Annotated in this window: 16 protein-coding genes; 1 reads left to right on the plus strand and 15 read right to left on the minus strand. The window is 47.1% G+C overall.

Annotation, left to right across the window (positions count from 1 at the left end; genetic code table 11):
• Positions 1–328: 328 nt before the first annotated feature.
• The 15 genes from AC3WVG_RS03490 to AC3WVG_RS03560 all read right to left on the minus strand — a co-directional run bounded on the left by AC3WVG_RS03490 (position 329) and on the right by AC3WVG_RS03560 (position 18011).
• Positions 329–697, minus strand: coding sequence for a response regulator (locus AC3WVG_RS03490; protein WP_488796792.1), 369 nt, complete (start codon positions 695–697; stop codon positions 329–331).
• Positions 698–699: 2 nt separating this feature from the next.
• On the minus strand, positions 700–2715 hold the full coding sequence (locus AC3WVG_RS03495; protein ID WP_488796793.1) for a sensor histidine kinase: 2016 nt from the start codon (positions 2713–2715) through the stop codon (positions 700–702).
• 46 nt (positions 2716–2761) lie between these two features.
• On the minus strand, positions 2762–3412 hold the full coding sequence (locus AC3WVG_RS03500; RefSeq protein WP_488796794.1) for a phosphoribosyltransferase: 651 nt from the start codon (positions 3410–3412) through the stop codon (positions 2762–2764).
• The gene (locus AC3WVG_RS03505; protein ID WP_488796795.1) at positions 3331–4071 is read right to left on the minus strand and encodes a dienelactone hydrolase family protein; all 741 of its coding nucleotides are present in this window, start codon (positions 4069–4071) and stop codon (positions 3331–3333) included. Before AC3WVG_RS03505 ends, AC3WVG_RS03500 begins: the two co-directional genes overlap by 82 nt.
• A 252-nt stretch (positions 4072–4323) precedes the next feature.
• The gene (locus AC3WVG_RS03510) at positions 4324–4935 is read right to left on the minus strand and encodes a SagB/ThcOx family dehydrogenase (protein WP_488796796.1); all 612 of its coding nucleotides are present in this window, start codon (positions 4933–4935) and stop codon (positions 4324–4326) included.
• A 31-nt stretch (positions 4936–4966) separates the two neighbouring features.
• A complete protein-coding gene (locus AC3WVG_RS03515) occupies positions 4967–5527 on the minus strand; it encodes an HPF/RaiA family ribosome-associated protein (protein ID WP_488796797.1) in 561 nt (186 codons plus the stop codon).
• A 218-nt stretch (positions 5528–5745) separates the two neighbouring features.
• Positions 5746–6225, minus strand: a complete 480-nt coding sequence (locus AC3WVG_RS03520) for a BCAM0308 family protein (RefSeq protein WP_488796798.1) — start codon at positions 6223–6225, stop codon at positions 5746–5748.
• 737 nt (positions 6226–6962) lie between these two features.
• Positions 6963–7931, minus strand: coding sequence for a CDF family Co(II)/Ni(II) efflux transporter DmeF (gene dmeF / locus AC3WVG_RS03525; protein ID WP_488796799.1), 969 nt, complete (start codon positions 7929–7931; stop codon positions 6963–6965).
• A gap of 49 nt (positions 7932–7980) precedes the next feature.
• Complete coding sequence (locus AC3WVG_RS03530) at positions 7981–11124, minus strand: efflux RND transporter permease subunit (RefSeq protein WP_488796800.1); 3144 nt, start codon at positions 11122–11124, stop codon at positions 7981–7983.
• Positions 11125–11132: 8 nt separating this feature from the next.
• Complete coding sequence (locus tag AC3WVG_RS03535; RefSeq protein ID WP_488796801.1) at positions 11133–12251, minus strand: efflux RND transporter periplasmic adaptor subunit; 1119 nt, start codon at positions 12249–12251, stop codon at positions 11133–11135.
• Between the two features lie 2 nt (positions 12252–12253).
• Entirely contained in the window at positions 12254–13654 is a 1401-nt protein-coding gene (locus tag AC3WVG_RS03540) for a TolC family protein (RefSeq protein ID WP_488796802.1), read from the minus strand.
• Between the two features lie 45 nt (positions 13655–13699).
• On the minus strand, positions 13700–14314 hold the full coding sequence (locus AC3WVG_RS03545; RefSeq protein ID WP_488796803.1) for a TetR/AcrR family transcriptional regulator: 615 nt from the start codon (positions 14312–14314) through the stop codon (positions 13700–13702).
• 374 nt (positions 14315–14688) lie between these two features.
• Entirely contained in the window at positions 14689–14892 is a 204-nt protein-coding gene (locus AC3WVG_RS03550) for a YgaP family membrane protein (protein WP_488796804.1), read from the minus strand.
• A gap of 413 nt (positions 14893–15305) precedes the next feature.
• A complete protein-coding gene (locus AC3WVG_RS03555) occupies positions 15306–16814 on the minus strand; it encodes a heavy metal translocating P-type ATPase (RefSeq protein WP_488796805.1) in 1509 nt (502 codons plus the stop codon).
• Positions 16815–17393: 579 nt separating this feature from the next.
• A complete protein-coding gene (locus AC3WVG_RS03560) occupies positions 17394–18011 on the minus strand; it encodes a CGGC domain-containing protein (protein ID WP_488796806.1) in 618 nt (205 codons plus the stop codon).
• A gap of 438 nt (positions 18012–18449) precedes the next feature.
• Here AC3WVG_RS03560 and AC3WVG_RS03565 point away from each other — a divergent pair, with 438 nt between their 5' ends.
• On the plus strand, positions 18450–19082 hold the full coding sequence (locus AC3WVG_RS03565; RefSeq protein WP_488796807.1) for a 4Fe-4S binding protein: 633 nt from the start codon (positions 18450–18452) through the stop codon (positions 19080–19082).
• Positions 19083–19092 lie beyond the last annotated feature (10 nt).

The raw sequence follows: 19092 nt of genomic DNA on the forward strand, positions 1-19092 counted from the left end.
CCTTTGGGGGAGGCATTTCATCAAATAACAATTTTTCAATTTCAGACACGATTGTCAACCAATTCTTTCAGTAATTATTCTCTGTTTTCGAGTCTGAGAGGCAAGGTAAAGGTAATTTTGGAAGCTTTTCCATGTTCACTTTTCGCCCAAACTTCCATCCAATAACGTTCCTAACATCATAAGTGCTTCTGTGCATGTTTCCTCTGGTTAGAGTCGTTTTTGCAGAGAGGACGGTGAAGAAGAGAGTGTTAAGAATTTTCGGAGCTTCAAATGAATATCTGGTAACGCTGTTTCTGAAAAAGGAGGTCTGGGTATATAGCCATGTGTATCAAAGGTATTTTTCAATTTCAGACACGAATGTCTCTGGGTCAAATGGTTTTTCAATATAGCCCACGCAGCCAATAGCAAGCGCTTTTTCTCTATCTCCTACCATGGCATAAGAAGTAAGCGCGACGATGGGAATATGATGGATTTCGCTCATGCTCTTTATCCGTTTTGTGGCCTCATAACCATTTATCTCGGGGAGTTGGATGTCCATGAGTATCAAATCCGGTTTTTCCGTTAAGGTTTTATCTATTGCCTCCAATCCGTTTTGAGCGGCGATGACCTCATAACCACTTTGTTCCAAAAGAAAAGTTGCCAAGTACAGATTCTGTTCGTTATCCTCTACTATCAATATCCTTTTTTTCTTTTTCATAACTACTCACCTTTTTCGAGCCTGAGAGGCAGAGTAAAGGTGAATTTGGAACCTTTTCCATATTCACTTTCTGCCCAAATCCTTCCGCCCATTAACGTTACTAACTTTTTGCAAAGATAAAGTCCCAGACCAGCACCTTGATACCTACGCTGCGCAGTACCGTCGATTTGACGAAAGGACTCGAAAAGATGGTTCATATTCTCTTTTTTGATTCCAATACCTGTGTCTGAAACGTTTACTTTCATATTTGCTTCATCAGCTTCACACTCAATTCTTATCTCTCCTTGTTCTGTAAATTTTATTGCGTTGTTGACCAAATTCAGAAGAACCTGAAAAATTTTCTTTTTGTCGCTGTAGATTTCCGGTATTTCGTCCGGTATTTTTGTGTTAAGTTGTAAGCCTTTTTCGGAAATTATAGGGGACAATGTTTGAGCGACCTGAGAGATAATATCCTCTATCTTAACCTGTTCTACCGCGATTTCCATTTTGCCAGATTCAATTCTGGAGAGGTCCAGGATATCATTTATCAGGCTCAAAAGATGTTTTGCGGAAGAATAGACCATGGAGAGTTGTTTCCTTTGCTCTTCGTTGATTTTTCCGGTTATGCCCTGCAAGATTATGCCTACAAAACCAATAATGGAGTTTAGAGGGGTTCTAAGTTCATGGCTCATAGTGGCAAGAAATTCAGACTTGAGGCGGTCTATTTCTTTGAGTTTAGCATTGGCCAGGGCTAATTCCTTGGTTCGTTCCGCCACTTTGGCCTCCAGTTCCTCATGTGCCTCGCGCAGCACTTCTTCCGCATGTTTTCGTTTTTCTTCCATTTCAATATTATGCAGGGCAAAGGCGATATCCAGGGCCACCTCAACAAGTAGATCCATCTCCTCCTCATCAAAGGCATCGGGACGGGCTTCATAGACATTAATAGCACCATAGACCCTTTCTTCATAAATCAGAGGTATAGCCGCAGACGAGGCGTAGCCGCGTTTAATTGCTTCCTCCCGCCATGGTTTATACCGGGGATCATTGGGGATGTCCCGCATGATAACAGGCTCCTTGGTCTTGATGGCTGTACCTGTTGGCCCTTCGCCCGTTTCTGAGTCATCCCAGGTTATCTTTACCGACTGCAGATAGCCCCCCTCAAAGCCAGCCTGGGCCACGGGCAAAACTTCTTTACTTTCTGCTTCAACTAACCCGATCCATACTAGCTTATAGTTACGTGTCTGATTTAGGATATCACATGCCCTTTGCAGTAGCTTTTGCCGATTCTTCTCACGTACAATCAATTGATTGATGTCCCTGATCGCCTTTAAAACACGTTGAAGATGTTGAATGTGCCCATCTGCCCGCACCTTTTCGGTGAAATCTTCCTGGATTACGACGATGTTGGAGCGCTGTGGATCACTGCTCGGAATAGCGAATAGTGTCGTATAAAAATGAAAGGTTTGCTGACGCGATGAGTTGCGTTTAGTTGTTGGGATGTCCAGGTCCTGGCGGAAGCGGACAACCTCGCCGGCCCGTGCACGTTCAAAATAAGTCAAAAGTTGTTTTTCGTTTTTAGTGCTTTCGCGATAGATGTTGTATTTACCAACGATTTTTGTAGGGTCATTTACCCCAAACAGGACCATTGCTGCCTTGTTAATATAAATGATCGTCCCCTCACCATTACATATCCAGACACTATATGGGGCGTGGGCAATAAGAGATTGGACCATGGACTCTTTTTCCTGCAAAGCCTCTTTTGCCTGCTTCTGTTCGATAAAAATACGTTTTAAAAAGAAGATAGCTAAAAGCGCCATTACGCTAACAATTAGTCCTGGAAGCTCTTCTATGTCACCTGTGACAAGTGTACGCCACGAATCCTCTCCTTTCATCAATGTTAAAGTTTGACGCATGGCCATTAACCCCAACATTAAGGTCATAAATCCGATGCGCCAATCTTTAGTGCGGCGCAGTATAACAAAAGACAAGAACATTGCGCTCAGGCGAATTATTATAGAAACAATGAGAATTAGACTCATAAGGTTTTCGTTCCCGGTTACAATTTAAGATTTTATTACAGGGGGCTCATTTTTGAAGTTGTTCCTTTGCCTCATCAAGAAGAGCAATCACTTCATCGTCCGTTGTCTGAGAGAAATCAGTATAGTGTTCCCCCACGGCAAAGAATACTGCCGGTGTTTCCAAGCAGACAACCTCATCAACAAGTTGTTCCAATTCTTCTATTATGTCCGGTGGCGCCACAGGGACAGCAAGGATAATTTTTTTAGGCTCATCAGCCCTTAACCCCATCAACGCTGCTCTCATAGAAGCACCGGTTGCAATACCGTCATCAACGACAATTATTGTCTTGTCTTTCAGCTGAGTCCGTTGTTCCTCTCCTCGATACATTTTTTGGCGTCTTTTCATCTCTTCAGTTTCATTGGCAATTTCTTCTTCCAGATAGGACTCACTCACCTGGAGGGCGTTCATAATATAGTTGTTGAGGAAGACCAGTGGTTTTTTGGCTTCAACCAACGCCCCGATGGCCAGCTCTTTCTGTCCCGGTGCACCAAGCTTTCTTACGATTACGATATCCAGAGGAGCACGTAGTTTCATTGCTACTTCGAAGGCTACAGGTACTCCGCCTCTTGGGAGAGCTAGAATAACCGGCTGTTCGTCTTTATAGCGCAGGAGCTTTTCTGCCAGACGCTTGCCAGCTTGTCTTCTATCGTAAAACATTTTTGATATCCTTTTAGATGTTTGACGAACCAATCTCTTGCTAGTTTAGCTACTTCTTCCAGTTTCCCCGGTTCTTCAAAGAGATGGGTGGCGCCGTGAACGATCGTTAGTTCTTTTTCGCAAGCGAGTTGATTATACGCTCTTTCATTAAGCTCAATCACGCCAAAATCGTTACCTCCTACAATTAGTAAAGTAGGGGCATTAACCAAAGAAAGGCTCTCTTCGGCCAGGTCCGGCCTGCCTCCTCTGGAAACAATAGCTTTAATGTATTCGTTTTTTGTAGAGGCCTTCAGTGCAGCGGCTGCTCCAGTGCTTGCACCAAAGTAACCAAAAGGAAGCTTACAGACTCGATTGTCTCTTTTTAGCGAGTCGGTAGCAGTGATAAGTCTTTTAGATAGAAGTTCGATATCAAACACACTCGTTCTGTCCGCTTCCTCCCTATCCGTTAGCAGGTCAAAAAGCAATGTTGCAGTTTTGGCCTTTCTGAGTATACTGGCTACATAGTTGTTTCTTCTGCTATGTCTGCTGCTGCCGCTTCCATGGGCAAAGAGCACCAGGCCTTTAGGGTTTAGAGGAACTTCGAGTAGCCCCTCTAGCTCTATTTCAGCCGCTTGGATAAAGATCAGTTCCTTTATGGGAGTTTTTAGACTCTTTTGCATGTGTCATTGACGATTTTTTGGCAGAATCCATGGGGCCGATTTTGCTGATTAGAGGCTGCATCCGCTAGTTGTTTTGATTACGTCATTCTGAGCAAAGCGAAGAATCTCGTTCGCTACTGTTAATAGAATCATCGGTGTTTCGCACCCTCAGAGTGAGGAGAAATGGAAAAAATTTTTGAGCTAGAACAACTACCGGGTGCAGCACCCACTTCCACAGATAATGCGTGGGTCCTAGAGAATGATAAATGCCAGCTATTTTCTGCCGATGGGCATAAGGTATAAGGGGTGCTCATCCCTTGACATTTTCATTATGCCTTCCACGCTTTCATCATTAAAGGCTCCTACCACAGCAACACCAAGGTTTAATGCTTCCGCTTGCAGAAGCACATTTTGTGCAGCGTGACCTACTTCAATATGCACGTAGCAAATTCCCCTGCGTCCGTACTTTTGGGTCGTTCGATATTCTACAGCGGAAAAAACTAACACTGCTGCATTATTTTTCACCCAACTCTGATTGAGCGCGGCAGTTGAGAGCTCACGACGTATATCGCCTTCCACAGTTTTCACGAGTTGATGTTCGAGGGGTATATATTTGTAAACGCCAGCGCTCAGATTTTCGACACTCCCAACTGCTATGTATACCTCAAGGGGATAAATGGCTCCTGCAGAAGGTGCTGTCCTAAACCCGCCTGGGTCTGTTATTCCCTGTGCAGCCCACAGCAGTTGCGATACTTCAGCGAGGGTCAATGATCCATTTTTGAAGTTCCTTACAGAACGTCTCTGCTGTAAAGTATGTTCAACAGAGACCCTGCCATTATAGAGAGGCCTAGGCAGTTTTATTTTCTTTGCTATTGTATGGAACATGGGAACATCTCCTCACTTTCTCTATTTCGACCTAGATTTGGTATTTGCCCATAACTCTTACTGTACTGGCTTGGGGACCATGATCGCCCTTTTCCTCATGAAACTGGACATTTGTACCGATTTCCAACTCATTGAAGCTGTGGTTCAAGACGCTGTTCTCGTGGAAAAAGATCTGTCTGCCGCCAGGTGTCGTAATCCATCCGTAACCTTTCTCCAAAAATAATTGCGAGATTTTTCCTTGAGGAGGCATTTCGTGCGTTTTAAGATGTCCCTTGCGACGCCTGAAATAATCTCTTAGCTGGCGGCGTGCCGCGTTGAAAGCATCTCGGACTGCCACATAGATATCCTCGTGGGCATGATGGAGGTCTGGTCGCCGGCTGACGACCAGTTCTCCATCCGGAACGGTGATGTAAATCCGTACATGGTAGAGATTGCCTTTGTTGTGGTGTTTATGCAAGGCTTCGACACTGACCCGACAAGTTATGATTTCCTTAAAAAGTTTGTCTAACTTTTCGACCTTCTCCCGGACATTTGCTTCGACTGCCATGGACCTGTCCAAATTACGAAAACTGATCTGTAAGGGTGATTGCATAGTCTGATCCCCTTCTTAAAAATACGCGATATAGCGCGTTTGAATAATTTAAGGATGATAATGATAGTCTTTGCCTAACCGTCGCTACACGACTCTCCTTTTTTTTAGTGTTGTTTGGGAAGATTATCCTGATGACCGAACATTATTTTGGGCCTTGATGATGCGCGGCCAGTACCTTTTCTCGATTTAGCAATATATTCTCAGAGGTCATCCGAATCTTACCGCTGCCAATAGACCCTTATGCTTTTTTCACCTTCTCCATATCGAAACGAAAAATCACCTTTGTAAGATCTAGACAAAGCTTCACCGATTCGTCGGGCAATATGAACTCCGGTTGTCGTTACCAATGTATGGTCATCTTCGTTTGTAATTAACATAATTCTTTCCAGGGGATGTTCGCCTTTCTCCAGTTCCTCTACGTTGCGAAGAAGGTTTAATATTTCGTCTCTGTGCTCTTCAAAAAATTCTCCTTTTATTTGGATGTAGCCGGCAGGATAGTTGTCAGCACACCGTCGACAGGCAGGACAAGTCATTTTGTTTGTGTATTCTCCTGTTTTTTTCCATGTCCAGCGTCCATTTACGAAGAGGGCACCACATTCAGTGCATAGACTAGGTTCTGACCCACGCTTTTCTTCGTAAACATCATGCCGGTGTTCTTTGATTAACTTGTCATTTCTTCCGTATCGGCCTTTATTCATGGTAGTTCCCCCTTGGTTATTCGGGTTTATCTTCAGTTATATGGCCTGACTAGCAGTGAGAATTCAGAGGGTATAAAATCCTAAGCTGGGTTTGGAATTAGATTTCGGCTGTCATTAAAGTATTTTTTCGAATTCAAATTAGACTACAGTTAAGAGAGTAGGGGGTGATTTCTGGTCATTTTCGAAAAGTTTGCTAGTTATTAAGTGCCGAGCATCAGGCGGTAAAGGTTAGGTAGTTAGTTTTTTCGGGAAAGGGCCTTTTTTCGTTTATGCTAGGTCTGTCTATTCGCGGGATTTTGTGTCTGTTTTGTTGAATGAAACGTTATTGCAAGGTCGTCCTATTAAGATAAGGTGTTGCGCAATCCCTTGATATCCTTGTCAACTGGACAAAATGTTTATTTTTGGATTCAGAAAAGGTAATCAATTATACTTCAGTTTTTGTCGGTTAAGACTGAATTCTATATATAAAGATAACACCGAATTAAGCTTATGTGAAGGATATAGAGGATTTTATTTTCTCTTACGGTAAAAAAAATTTTAGTTTATACATGTGTGGTCAATGGAGGATTTTCAGAAATTATGTATTGGAAAGTAATGATTGGAACCAGGTGGGTAATGTTTCGGGGAAGAATTTTTGCAGTGAACAATTGTAGAAAAATAGGAAGAAGAGAAAGGTATGGCAATCTTATTAAATCATATGCTGGCTAATGTGGCTGCGCATAGCGCGTGAAAAGACACTATGCGCAGCCGTTTTTTTTATCCTTTGAAGAACTTAGGCAACTTGGACCAGGGAACCCATACACTTCAATAGTCACATGACAAAGCTCCCGGTACTTAGAAAGAAGAGATTTGTAATATTCAGGAGACCTTGGATTGTGGGTTAAAACTGTAATTATTGCCGCCAAATGATTCGGTCCTACTCGCCACACATGTAGATCAGACACACGATTGTCTGCATCGGATTCAATGGTGTTCCGAATTGCTACTGTGATGTCTGGAGAAGCTTCTCCATCAAGTAATACTTTGCTTGTGTCACGTAATAATCCGTAGGACCAGCGTGTAATAATCAAGGCACCAACAATACCCATAGCAGGGTCCATCCAAATCCATCCAAAGATTTTTCCAGTTCCCAAAGCAAGGATTGCCAGCAATGAGGTTAGGGCATCCGCAAGCACATGCAGGTATGCTGCCCGCAGGTTCTGGTCATGATGGTGATGGCTATGTTCGCTCGTTCCTGAATGGCTATGATGGTGATTTGTTAGTAAATAGGCGCTAACCAGATTGACTAATAAACCAACGAACGCCACAGTAATAGCCTCGTCGAAATGAATGCTTACGGGAGCTATCAAACGTTTAGCAGACTCCCAAAGCATTATCAGAGCAACCAGAGCAAGAACTATAGCACTGGCAAAGCCACCTAGGACTCCAACTTTTCCAGTGCCAAAGGTAAAAATCCGATTATTTGCGTGTTGGCGCGCATAAGCATAGGCAAATGCACTAATACCTAAGGCGGCAGCATGAGTTCCCATATGCCAGCCATCTGCAAGAAGGGCCATGGATCCAAAAATGTTTCCTGTTATAATCTCTGCCACCATCATTATAACCGTAAGAATAATTACCTTATGCGTATTACGTTCATTTTCTCTTGCACTATCCAGGTGGAAGTAATGATCATGCTTTAAATTATTGATTTCGTAAATATGCATAGTAGTAACACCGCATTATTTTTTATTAGGTAACGCTTGATGTTAAAGTTTAGTCATTGCCATGAGAGCTGTGAGTACCTCTTATAAGATGAAATTTTCGTAGCACCTTCTCCCTCAATCCATCCAAGAGGCTATAGAGAATCGGAATATAGACCAGAGTGAGGATGGTGGAGCTTACGAGTCCGCCAATGGCCACCACGGCCAGCGGGGAAAGGCGTTCAAGTCCAAGGGCCTGTTCTAACGCCACAGGCAACATACCGACCACGGTGCAAGCAACAGTCATGAGGATGGGACGGGTACGCATGCGAACGGATTGCTCGATGGCCTCAAGTAGAGCCATGCCTTTTCCCCTGGCCTTTTCGATGAAGTCGATCAAGAGTATGGAATTGTTCACCACGATTCCAGCAAGCAAAATCATACCCATGGAGGCAGGCATGCACATGTGGCGGCCGGTCAAGAGGAGGCCCCACGCGGCCCCGATCAAAGCCAAGGGGATAGCGCCCATGATTACGATTGGATTGGTCCACGAGCGGAAGGCCGTGGCCAGGGAGAAAAAGAGGAGGATGACTGCTACGCTTAAGGCCTTGGCAAGGCGCTGACCCGATTCTCCCATCTTTTTTATCTCGCCTTCTTGACTTAGACGGTAGCCAGGAGGGAGTGGCAGCCCTTGCAGGGCCTTGGAGACTTGGGCCTGGATGTGACTGATTGCTGCTACGCTCCGATAACCGTAGATGTCCACTGTGGGTTCAAGGTCCTGGCGTGTAAACTTTGTTCTTGTTTTGGTACGGGCAAGCGTGGCGATTTGGGAAAGGGGGATGGGCCCGGTCTTGGTTGTTATTTGTATAGATTTTATGTCCATCAGGCTGTCCCGTCTATGGAGGGTGTAGCGAACCCGGATCTGATAGCCGTCTTCGCCAGGAACGCGTAGAATCGAGGCTGGGCCGCCGTTCACAGCCGTTGCTATTTGGCGGCTGATCTCCACAGGGTCCAGGCCGTAGCGGATGGCCCTGGCTTCATCAACCTTGAGGACGATTTCTGTCCTGTCACCTGTCCAGGAGCGGGTAACCGTGGTCAGACCCCGGACTTTTCGCAGACGACGGACCACCTCATCTGCAAGGCTGTCTAGGATTTTCGGGTCTGGCCCTGACAGCATAACATCCACCGGAGCTGCTATTGACGACAGAGGAGTCGCGCCGAAGTCGTAGACGTCAATGGACTTGAGTCCTGGAATGGTCGCTGCCTTTAGACGTATTTTCTCTTCCAAGCCCCAAATCGTTTCCTTACGGTGAAACCGGTCCACGAAATGGGCAGTAATCTGGCCCTGTTGCGGGATGCGGCCGGTACCAAAGCTGACGACGCCGGGTTCTGAGCCCACGGCAACCGAGATGAGCCGGACCTCTGGCATCTCCATCAAGATGGCTTCCAACCGTTTTGCTATGGACTCTGTAGCTGAGAGCGAAGCGTCGGACTCGGCTTCAAAGTTAATCTTGATGATTCCGGTATCCATGGGCGGCATGAGGTCCCGGCCTGCCAGGGGGAGTTGCCTGATGCTGAGGATCAAAAGGATCACACCGCCAAGGAGAAAGACGACGCGGTGCCTTAGCCCCACATGGACGAGTTTGGCAAAAAAGTCTTTCATGGGCTCAATAGTATAGCGGTCCACCAAGGTTGCCAGGCGTTCGAGAGGATTTCGTTTTGAAGAGTGGCCAACTACATATGGGGCCAGGAGCGGGATAATGGTCACTGATACGAGAAAGGAGGCCGCGAGGGTAAGAGACAAGACAGTAGTGAGCGGCCGAAGTATCTTCTCTACGTAGCCTCCGATGAACATAATGGGCACGAGGACGATCACTGTGGTGAAGGTACCTGCCCAGTCCGCAAGGACGATCTCGTTCAGGCCATCCACTACGGCCTTGCGGATGGGTTTGCCCAGGGTAGTTGCGTGTCGTTCGATGTTTTCGATGACCACGATGCTGTCGTCCACCAGGAGACCAACCGAGAGAATGATTGCGGTAAGGGTGACGATGTTCAACTCGTAACCCAAAAGATACATCCCGGCAAAGGCCATGCAGCAGGCGAGCGGAATAGATATGGCCGATAGAAGCGAGAGTCGTAGACTGGCCAGCACCAGGAAAATTACCCCTACGGTCATGATCACGGAGTCGCGCAGGGCATCGACCATATTGTCGATACTGGTCCCTATGAGTTCCTTCTGGGTGTCGGCGATCTCAAATGCAATTTCTGGGTACTTGGCCTCGATTTCTGGCAGGGCCTTTTCCACAGCAGCAATAGTGGTGGTGACGTGACCGGCTTCCGATCTCAATAGGTTTACGCCAATGGCAGGATGGCCATTTCCGCGAAAGAGGGATTGTCGTTCCCGGTAATGGGAGCGGACCCGGGCTACGTCCTTGAGGGAGATCTCGCCTTGGGCACTGCTTGCGATCACGATCTCTTCAATTTCGGCCTTGGTCAGCTTTTCCCCTGAGGTCTTCAGTCGGAACTGCTGGTGATCCTGGAGGATTAACCCGTCAGGGAGGTTAATATTTTGTGACCGAATAGCCATTATGACCTGTTCCAGGGAAAGACCATGGGCATGGAGGCGGCGAGCATCGATCTCCACTAAAAGTTCTGGAACGTAACCTCCAAAGACCTCGACATCTCCCACTTCCGGGATTCGAAGAAAGTCCTCACGCAGTTCATTGTCTGCAAGCTGGCGGACCTTTGACAGGTCTAGGTGCGTGCCTGGCTTGGGCCTCAGGGCCAGGGTAAAGACCGGCACTGTGGCGTCACTCACCCTAAAGATTTGGGGGGGCAAGATGTCCGGAGGAAGACTGGCCTCGATGCGTTTTATTGCATTGGCTACATCTGTTGCTGCAGCGTCCAGGCCTTTTTCGTACTCAAATTCCACAGCAACCGCGACCATCTCATCCTGGCTCACCGAACGGACTTTACGGACGAGACTGATAGAGCCGAGTACCTTCTCTAAAGGGCGCGTGACTTTGTCCTCCATATCCCCTGCCGCTGCACCGGGCTGTGAGATAAGCACCACCACTGACGGGTAATTGGCGTCAGGAAAGAGGTTAAGGGGCATGTATTTAAAGCCTATCAACCCCAGGACCGCTGTAATTAGGACAAGGGACGCAACAAGGTGGGATCGTGAAAGGACAAACTCCGCAAAATTTTTGTGTTTCATTGCTTACCTTACCTCGCTACTGGGTGCACTTTTTGGCCTGGGTGAAGCCGTAGTAAACTGCTTTCTCCGGCCGCCACCACCACGCGAGCGTCCGCTGGTATGTCCCCAGCTACACAGGCCTTCTCTGGACCTCTAGCAAGCACGGTAACTGGAAGCACGCGAATAGTATTTTCTCCGCTTACCAAAAAGAGATACGAGGCCTCGGTCGTTTCAAGCAGAGTCCGGGTCGGGACGATCCAGCCCTGCACTTCGCTGGTAACGAGTTCAACCTCTACTGTTGAGCCTGTGGATAGGGAAAAAGGGCGCTTTTTAAGGTCGATCTCTACTGTGGGTAAAATAGCGGATTTACCCCCCTCGGATCGAATGGCAGGGTGCAGGCGACTGATAGTCGCTTTTATAGGCGTGTTTTCTGGTGGGCCTAAGATGATAGCCTCTCCACCTACACGGAGCTTTGGGAAAACATCCTGGGAGACCTTAACCTCAACAGTATATCCGGCTTCCGGGGCCTCCATTGAGAGGATGGGCTTGCCAGGAAGTGCAAGGTCTCCAGGCTCTTGGAACCGGGCAGTTATCACGCCGTCAAATGGTGCGGTGAGACGGGTATATGATAGTTCTATTCTGGCGGTGTCCAGTGCCCTTTCAAGGTTGATGACCCTGGCCCTGGCAGCGATTTTTGCATCTCTTGACCGGTCAAGGGCTTCCTGGCTTAGAGCCTTGGCCTCAAAAAGTTGTTTATCTCTGGCATAGACGCTCGTCTGGGTGACTAGAGCGGTCCTGGCAGCCTCTAGTTCTGCTTTAAGTCCGACAATCCTGTTTCTTTGGGGACGGTCGTCCAATAGAGCTAGGAGATCTCCTTTTTGGACCTTGTCTCCTTCCCGAGCGCGGACATCCACCAGGTGACCAGTGACCCGTGGGGTGATGTTTGCAGAGAGTTTGGATTCGATAGTTCCAAGGTAGCGTTCCTTGACAGCTAGGCTACCCTGATAAACCGGTGCTACCTCTACTGCCAGCAGGGGTTGCTGTGGCAAGGGGAGTTGGGACAGCTGAGCCTTGCGATGTTTGACAAGCAAAATGGCTCCCGCAATCAAGGTCAGGGCCACGAGTATGGCCAGGGTTTTTTTAATCATAACTATCTCTCCAAAACTTTTTTGTGTAGATTCTTTCGCCAACGAGAGTAAGACGCATTGATTTTTCCAGTAGCTAGGCTATATGCCACTGCAGCTGCCTGATGGTCATAGATGGCAGCTAGCTCATTGGTCTGGGCCTTGAGCCATGCTGCCTGGGCAAGAAGAACGTCGGTGACTGTGCCGGCTCCGGTTTTGTAGCGGAGTTCCTCTATACGATAGCTCTCCGCTGCGGTTTTTTTGGCTGTCCGGGCAAGGATAAGCCGGTGTTCAGCTTCTTTGATGGAGGAAACAGCCTGGAGGACCTCAGCCTGGGCCCTGAGACGAGTTGCACGCAAATTTTCTCGGGCAGCCATAAGCCGCTGTTTGGCTTCACGAACCTGGCTAGATATCGTTCCGCCACTAAAAAGGTTAATCGTCAATGACACCCCGGCAGACCACACCTCTTCGTTTCCCTCTAGATCACTTCCGGCTCTCCGGCCATAATCTCCAACAAGGTCCAAAGAAGGCAGGTGCGCTCCCCGGGCGATCTTAACTGCGGCTTCTGCCTTGCGAACCTCATTCCTGGCCCTGCGAACATCCGGCCGATCCTCTATCAGCTGGGCCACGTCTTCGCCCAGAAGGTCTATTTGTGCAGGGGCCAAAGTCCCCTGTGCGTCAGGTTCTCGGCTGGGCTCCCAGCCAAGGAGCATGGCCAGAGATTGCCTGGCTCGACGCTCCGCTTCCCGGGTCTTTATCAATGCCTGTTCTTGGGCGGCCACTTGCGTGTCTATCTGCATGAGGTCCACTGGGGCTATCCTGCCTACCTTGAGCTTTAAGGCAGTATCATCTCGGGTTTTGCGAAGGGCAGCCAGGGTTTCTTCCTGTGCGTGGCGGAGAGCTTTTAAGTAAAGTATCAAGTTGAAAACATTTGTGACATTGGACACCAAGTCTTGTGCTTTAAAATCGAAATTGGTCTTGGCAATGGCTTTCTCTAGGTCAGCAATAGTGGTCAGGCCCCTGAGACGGCCTCCATGGTAGATGGGAACTTTAAGATTGATGCCCGTCCTGTACTGATCTCGGCTAAAAACCGGATTCTTAAAGGGGACCACTGCTGCCGGATCACTTAGTCGCTGGTAACCGGCATAGGCGTCTAATTGTGGCCAAAGGCGACCCGTTGCGCTCCTGCTGGCCTCGCTCGCTGCAGATATTTCATAGCGGCTGGCGCCGAGCACAGGGCTTTGTGATAAGCCCGTAGCAATAGCTTGCTCCAGCGTCAGGAAAGTTTCGGCCTGTGCAATAGGGACGTAGGCCAGCCAACAGCCTAATAACACAAGTGACAAAGCTCGCAAAAACAGGCGTTTGGTCTCAATATGATGGGTAAGTGTTCTATTAGTAAGTGTTAACTGACAAACATTAATGACCATAAAAATTCTCCAGAATAATGTTTTAAAAAACGTCTACTCATCACCTTAGGTATTTTTAGGGGGAAGGACTCCGCGCAAAAAGCAGCGGCTTATAGTCTCTGCAGCTTCTGACGGATCAAAGGCATCTGGACCTCCTGTGGTGAGGAAGTGTCGAGTAAGGGCGCCTTGAATCATCCCGATGAGGCATGTGGCGCAAATATCTGTGTCCAAGTCTTTGCAGAAGTGGCCGCTGGCCTTGCCTGCCTGAAGAAGTGTTTCCACAAGGGTCTTGTAGGCTGTGAAGATCGAGAGCATGGCCTTTCGCAGCTCGTCATCATGGTGATAAATAGACTCTGCCAACAAGATGAGATTCACCCCTCGGTGGGTCAAAAAGTAGCGGAGGGAGTCCCGTATAAAGACACGGACTCTGTCTACAGGCGACATCTCGCTGCCTAGAATCGGTGCCAATTTTGTCAGCAAACCCTCCCGGACATACGCATAGAGCTCTACAAGCAGGTGATGCTTGCTATCAAAATGTCTGTAAATGGCAGCTTCGGTTACACCTAGTTTTTGCCCCACCCGTTTCATGGTAAGCGCTCTGCTTCCCTCGCGGGCAAGAATTTCAAGGGCAGTGGCCAGCACCTCTCGTTGGCGAGGAGTCCATGTTGTTGTGGTTAACATAATGTTAGTATAACCTAACCTTTGGAGAAAAGCAAACAGAACCTTGATTGTCTATCTCTTAATTACCCACTTCAAATTTTATTTAAAAATTTAAGAGTGTTAGCCTCTATCTTTGTTTCTATAGTGGGCAAGTTGACCAGCATTCTAGAGAACAGCACAGGACAGGGTTCTTTTTTTGTCTTCTGACATAACCAATCTCCTTTTATGATATAGTAAGCATTCAGCGGCCAGCACTCAGGCATCAGCAATGTAAAAGTATGTTGGTATCGAGAATCGCTGTGTCGTCAGATATGCGGATTTTATTTGACTTTTTTGTTTTCAATGAAAGCCAGTGGCAGATAGCTGAATGCTTACTACAGATCAATGTCAATAAGTCATGAACAGTTGCACCCTTTTTTGTCCTTGGACTTGCAGGAGATTCCAATTAAAGCACCTGGGCACCAGCCAATAGCAGCCACAGTTAACGGCACTATGGCAATAAGTCCCCACCAACTCTTGAAATAGATCCCAGCTGCAGCGATAGCCACTCCAACAAGCGCCCTAATAATTCTGTCAGTTTTTCCAATGTGACCTTTCATAAATTTAGTCTCCTTTTGTTAAATAACAAGCTATAAATATTTAGTGAACCTCATTCATATCGCCGGGGTCTTTAATGTAAATTCGGCCCATGGCGAATTCGAAAAGTGGTGAGTTCGTAGCTGGTAGCAATAAATTTTTCTACGGACTACGATCTACAATCTGCTGGTATAAAACAGCTTATGGAGCGCGGATAAGAATAAGCGACATATTATTTAATTTATATTTTCTTTCATTTTGTAGGGAATCCTTATATTTGGCGTTGGTAGCGAAAATTAATCAACCGGGCTGAGTTCGCAAGGACCGGCAGTGCTGAAAATTCGTGCATAAGCGCACCGGCCACTGGATCGATGATCCCGAAACTTCCTAACAAGACTGACAGGACGTTGATACTCATAGAGAAAGCAACATTTTGTCAGATGACCTTGAGTGCTTTGCGTGACAGGCCGATGACATAAGGCACACGTTTAATCTCATCCTGCATCAGGCTAATGTCGGCAGTCTCAAGAGCCACGTCGGTGCCGGCAACTCCCATTGCAATCCCAACGTCGGCCGCAGCCAGCGCCGGCGCATCATTCACGCCATCGCCGGTAAAGGCTACCTTCTTGCCCTCCGCCTGAAGTTTACGGATGATCTCGAGCTTGTCCTGAGGCAACACTTCCGCATAGAAATTATCCAAGCCCAGGTCTTGGGCAATCATCTCTGCTGTCCGGGGATTGTCTCCCGTGATCATGATGACCTGGTCGACTCCCAGCCGTTTAAGTTCAGCGATGGCCTCTTTTGCCTCCTGCCTGGGGGCATCGGCCATAACAATTAGACCCTCTACCTTGCCATCTATCGCTACGGGGATCACGGTTTGCCCCTGTTTTTCGAGTTGCAGGAGGTCATCAAGAGCGGTCGGCCAGGCGACTCCCTGTTCTGCCAGCAGAGCTCGGTTGCCAATGATTACATGACGTTCATCTACCCGGGCTGTGACTCCGAATCCCGGCAGGACCGTAAAATCTGACGGCTCGCTTAAAACGATTGCTCTTTTCTCTGCTGCTTGAACAATGGCGCGGCCAATAGGGTGTTCACTAAAACGTTCGGCTGTTGCCGCTAATGCCAAGATGCGGTCAGTGTCTGTACCATTGAGAGTGATTAAGTCTTTTACAATTGGTTTACCATGAGTTAATGTACCAGTCTTGTCAAATGCGATTACATTTACCTTGCCCATTTGTTCGATGGTCGTCCCCGATTTAACCAGCACTCCTTGTTTTGCGGCATTGCCGATGGCGGCGACAATAGCCGTGGGGGTAGCCAAAACCAGGGCGCACGGGCAAACCACGACAAGTACCGTGATAGATCGCATAATGTCTTGGGTAAATGCATAAACCGAGAAGGCGATAAGGAATGTAAGCGGGACCAGATACTGGGCATAGCGATTGGCCAACCGTTGCACCGGCGCCTGTGAGGCCTGTGCGTCTTTCACCAACTTAACGATCTGGCCAAGGGTGGTGTCCTCGCCAAGACGAGTTGGCCGCACTTCAAGCATCCCCAGTTCATTGATGGTCCCCGCGAAGACTTCGTCATCTTTTTTCTTCTCAACGGGCATAGACTCGCCGGTAATGGCCGCCTGGTTAACAGAGCCGCTGCCTGTCACGACAATTCCGTCAACACCAATACGTTCCCCGGTTCGAACCAGCACAATGTCGTCCATGGTGACTTGTTCGATGGGCAATTCTACCTCCTGATCATTTCGTCGGACAGTCACGGTTGCGGGAACCATACCGGCCAAACTCCGCAAAGCATTATCCGCTCGGGCAATCGTGAAATTTTCCAGCCATTCGCCGATGGCCATCATAAAGACCACCAAAGCGGCTGCAGCATACTCCCCGACTACGATAGCCGCGATCATCGCCACCGAAACCACCGTGCTTATTTTCAATTGTTTCTCAAGATCTGCTTTAATGGTCTCTCGATTCGCTGCGTCTTTCCAGTCCGATTTTTATTTAGACAGACTATGTATCTTCCGGTCAGCGACTTTCACTACTTTCATCTTCAAAGGTGGATGGTTTTCTTTCTTTGTCTCCTTAGAGATGAACTTCCTGAAACGGGCCTGTTTTTTGTAAAATCTCTACGATTTTTTTGCAGGCACCGCACTCCCCGGATATAATCCCAATTACGTTCTTCTAATAGTTTAAGTAAACCACGACCTATTGCCGAGAGACTTGAAAAGACTTGTCGTTTTGGGGAGATGAAATAGAAACGTCCTCCTGGAGAAGGGCCCAATAAGGGTGATTAAAAGGAGGACGTTCTTAAGGAATGATAAAGTATGGCTCTTATTAAAATATTAATCTAAGTACGTTGTACTTCTCCTAATCGTATGAATTCTGGGCAAGTTAAGGCTTCCATGATACCTTACGTGCTTTGCCATGAGGTGGAGAAGAACATAAAGTTAACGTCCTTGGACTCACAAAATAATTATAAACTATAATATAATTTTATCATATCTGTATTGTTCAGTCTACTTGGTCCCGGCCTTTTGCATTAACTTTTTTACCATATCTACCCCGTTCTCTCGAGGCGCAGTGATTAATCGAGCCAAACCTTCCTCAAGGTCTGTAGTCGTGAGTCCCGGGGGCTCCTGGTGCGTTCCTGCCACGAATTCAATATCGGGAAATTCTTTTTTTGATATCTCCAAATACTCGTCTAGCCAGGGACAGATAAGCGACATGCAGGACGTAAAGTGAATCACCTTTGCCCCCGCGCTAACTAACGGCCTGACACGCCTGAGGAATTTTTCAAAACCTACTGCGGTAGGGCATTTCGCACAGGTTATGAATCCAGCCAAGAGGGGCTTTTGACCATTTTTAGCATACCGTGCAAACGCCCCTCTGCCTGCGTGCAGGTCCTTAAAGCACGCGAACGAGGCACAGGCCACCTCACGATGAACAGTTGAACATTGAATTATTCCAATCTTTACTATGCTGCCCGGGTTTTCAGTCTTTGCGGCCTCTGCTTCTTTGGGAGAAAGGAAGGCACCGCTAACCAAGGCACCGCTGGCTGCAACTACACCAGCATCCATGAGAAATTTTCTTCTTGATAGCAAACAGCATCCCTCTTCTCTTCTGTCTTCTGACATAAGCAACCTCCTTTTAAATATTTAAAGTTTAAATTAAGAACATATTAAAGGTTTAAAAATAGTTAGCACTTTGTTGAACCCCTTTGATTTTTGGGAAGATGGTCTTTGTTTGTGATGACTAACTAACATTTGTGTCAATGAAATAAACATTAACTATGCAATAGAGTGTAATCAATTGCCTATACCTATAGTTGTCCTGACTCTCCTTATGATGCGCTTGTATTTTTCTCGCGTAGTTGGCGAGCTTGTTGGTTAAGATTATCAACAAAAGCAGAGTTAGTTTGTACTAACATTCAAGAAAAAGCAAGTCAAAAAAAGAAAATTGAAGGCAAAAAAATGATATTTTGACTTAAGTCAATGCAGTGCTCAATTTTTCATCAATATAGATAATTATAAGTGTTAGAATAGAAATAGTTGGCAAAAAAATAAGGAGGTACCGTGCGAACAGACTCTTTTTCCTTGGATATATGTCACGGCCTTTGTGGAGGTAGCTGCCCTAATGTCTTGCCCTGGAATGGAGAATTTGAGACGGAATTAAAACGGGTTGTTCTGGAAAGCGGATGGCCGGGGTTTCTTAAGGGCTGGATCAATGGTCCGGTCAAGGCTCATCAAAAATTCAGGATCAGCGTGGCTGGTTGCCCTAATGCTTGTTCCCGTCCACAAATTGCCGATTTTGGTCTGATAAGGGCCAGGAAGCCGGAGTTTGTAAGGGAGTTATGCATAAAGTGCGGGCTTTGCGCCCAGACTTGTGATGAAGATGCGATTGATCTTTTGAATGCTGGGCTTGTATTTGACACGAATAATTGTCTTTATTGTGGGGCATGCCAGAAGATATGCCCAACTCAGGCCATCATTGCCAGTGAGGATGGGTTTCGCATCGTTCTCGGGGGTAAACTTGGTAGACACCCAAGACTGGCGACCGAACTTTCAGATATTTTTTCCGAAGAGGAGGTTTTAAATGTTCTGGGTAAAGCACTGGTCCTGTACATGGAGCATTACCAACACGTAAAAAGATTTGGCGATCTTTTTGACCTTTTTGGTCAGGATAGGGTATTGAAAAAGTTGGTGTAATCAGATGGGA

This window comes from Desulfovulcanus sp. (assembly GCF_982781345.1).

Excerpts from the sequence above, each read along its gene's own strand:
- AC3WVG_RS03490 (WP_488796792.1), bottom strand. The coding sequence starts at position 697 with ATGAAAAAGAAAAAAAGGATATTGATAGTAGAGGATAACGAACAGAAT.
- AC3WVG_RS03515 (WP_488796797.1), bottom strand. The coding sequence starts at position 5,527 with ATGCAATCACCCTTACAGATCAGTTTTCGTAATTTGGACAGGTCCATG.
- AC3WVG_RS03520 (WP_488796798.1), bottom strand. The coding sequence starts at position 6,225 with ATGAATAAAGGCCGATACGGAAGAAATGACAAGTTAATCAAAGAACAC.
- AC3WVG_RS03560 (WP_488796806.1), bottom strand. The coding sequence starts at position 18,011 with ATGTCAGAAGACAGAAGAGAAGAGGGATGCTGTTTGCTATCAAGAAGA.
- dmeF (WP_488796799.1), bottom strand. The coding sequence starts at position 7,931 with ATGCATATTTACGAAATCAATAATTTAAAGCATGATCATTACTTCCAC.
- AC3WVG_RS03545 (WP_488796803.1), bottom strand. The coding sequence starts at position 14,314 with ATGTTAACCACAACAACATGGACTCCTCGCCAACGAGAGGTGCTGGCC.
- AC3WVG_RS03500 (WP_488796794.1), bottom strand. The coding sequence starts at position 3,412 with ATGTTTTACGATAGAAGACAAGCTGGCAAGCGTCTGGCAGAAAAGCTC.
- AC3WVG_RS03540 (WP_488796802.1), bottom strand. The coding sequence starts at position 13,654 with ATGGTCATTAATGTTTGTCAGTTAACACTTACTAATAGAACACTTACC.
- AC3WVG_RS03495 (WP_488796793.1), bottom strand. The coding sequence starts at position 2,715 with ATGAGTCTAATTCTCATTGTTTCTATAATAATTCGCCTGAGCGCAATG.
- AC3WVG_RS03530 (WP_488796800.1), bottom strand. The coding sequence starts at position 11,124 with ATGAAACACAAAAATTTTGCGGAGTTTGTCCTTTCACGATCCCACCTT.
- AC3WVG_RS03535 (WP_488796801.1), bottom strand. The coding sequence starts at position 12,251 with ATGATTAAAAAAACCCTGGCCATACTCGTGGCCCTGACCTTGATTGCG.
- AC3WVG_RS03510 (WP_488796796.1), bottom strand. The coding sequence starts at position 4,935 with ATGTTCCATACAATAGCAAAGAAAATAAAACTGCCTAGGCCTCTCTAT.
- AC3WVG_RS03550 (WP_488796804.1), bottom strand. The coding sequence starts at position 14,892 with ATGAAAGGTCACATTGGAAAAACTGACAGAATTATTAGGGCGCTTGTT.
- AC3WVG_RS03505 (WP_488796795.1), bottom strand. The coding sequence starts at position 4,071 with ATGCAAAAGAGTCTAAAAACTCCCATAAAGGAACTGATCTTTATCCAA.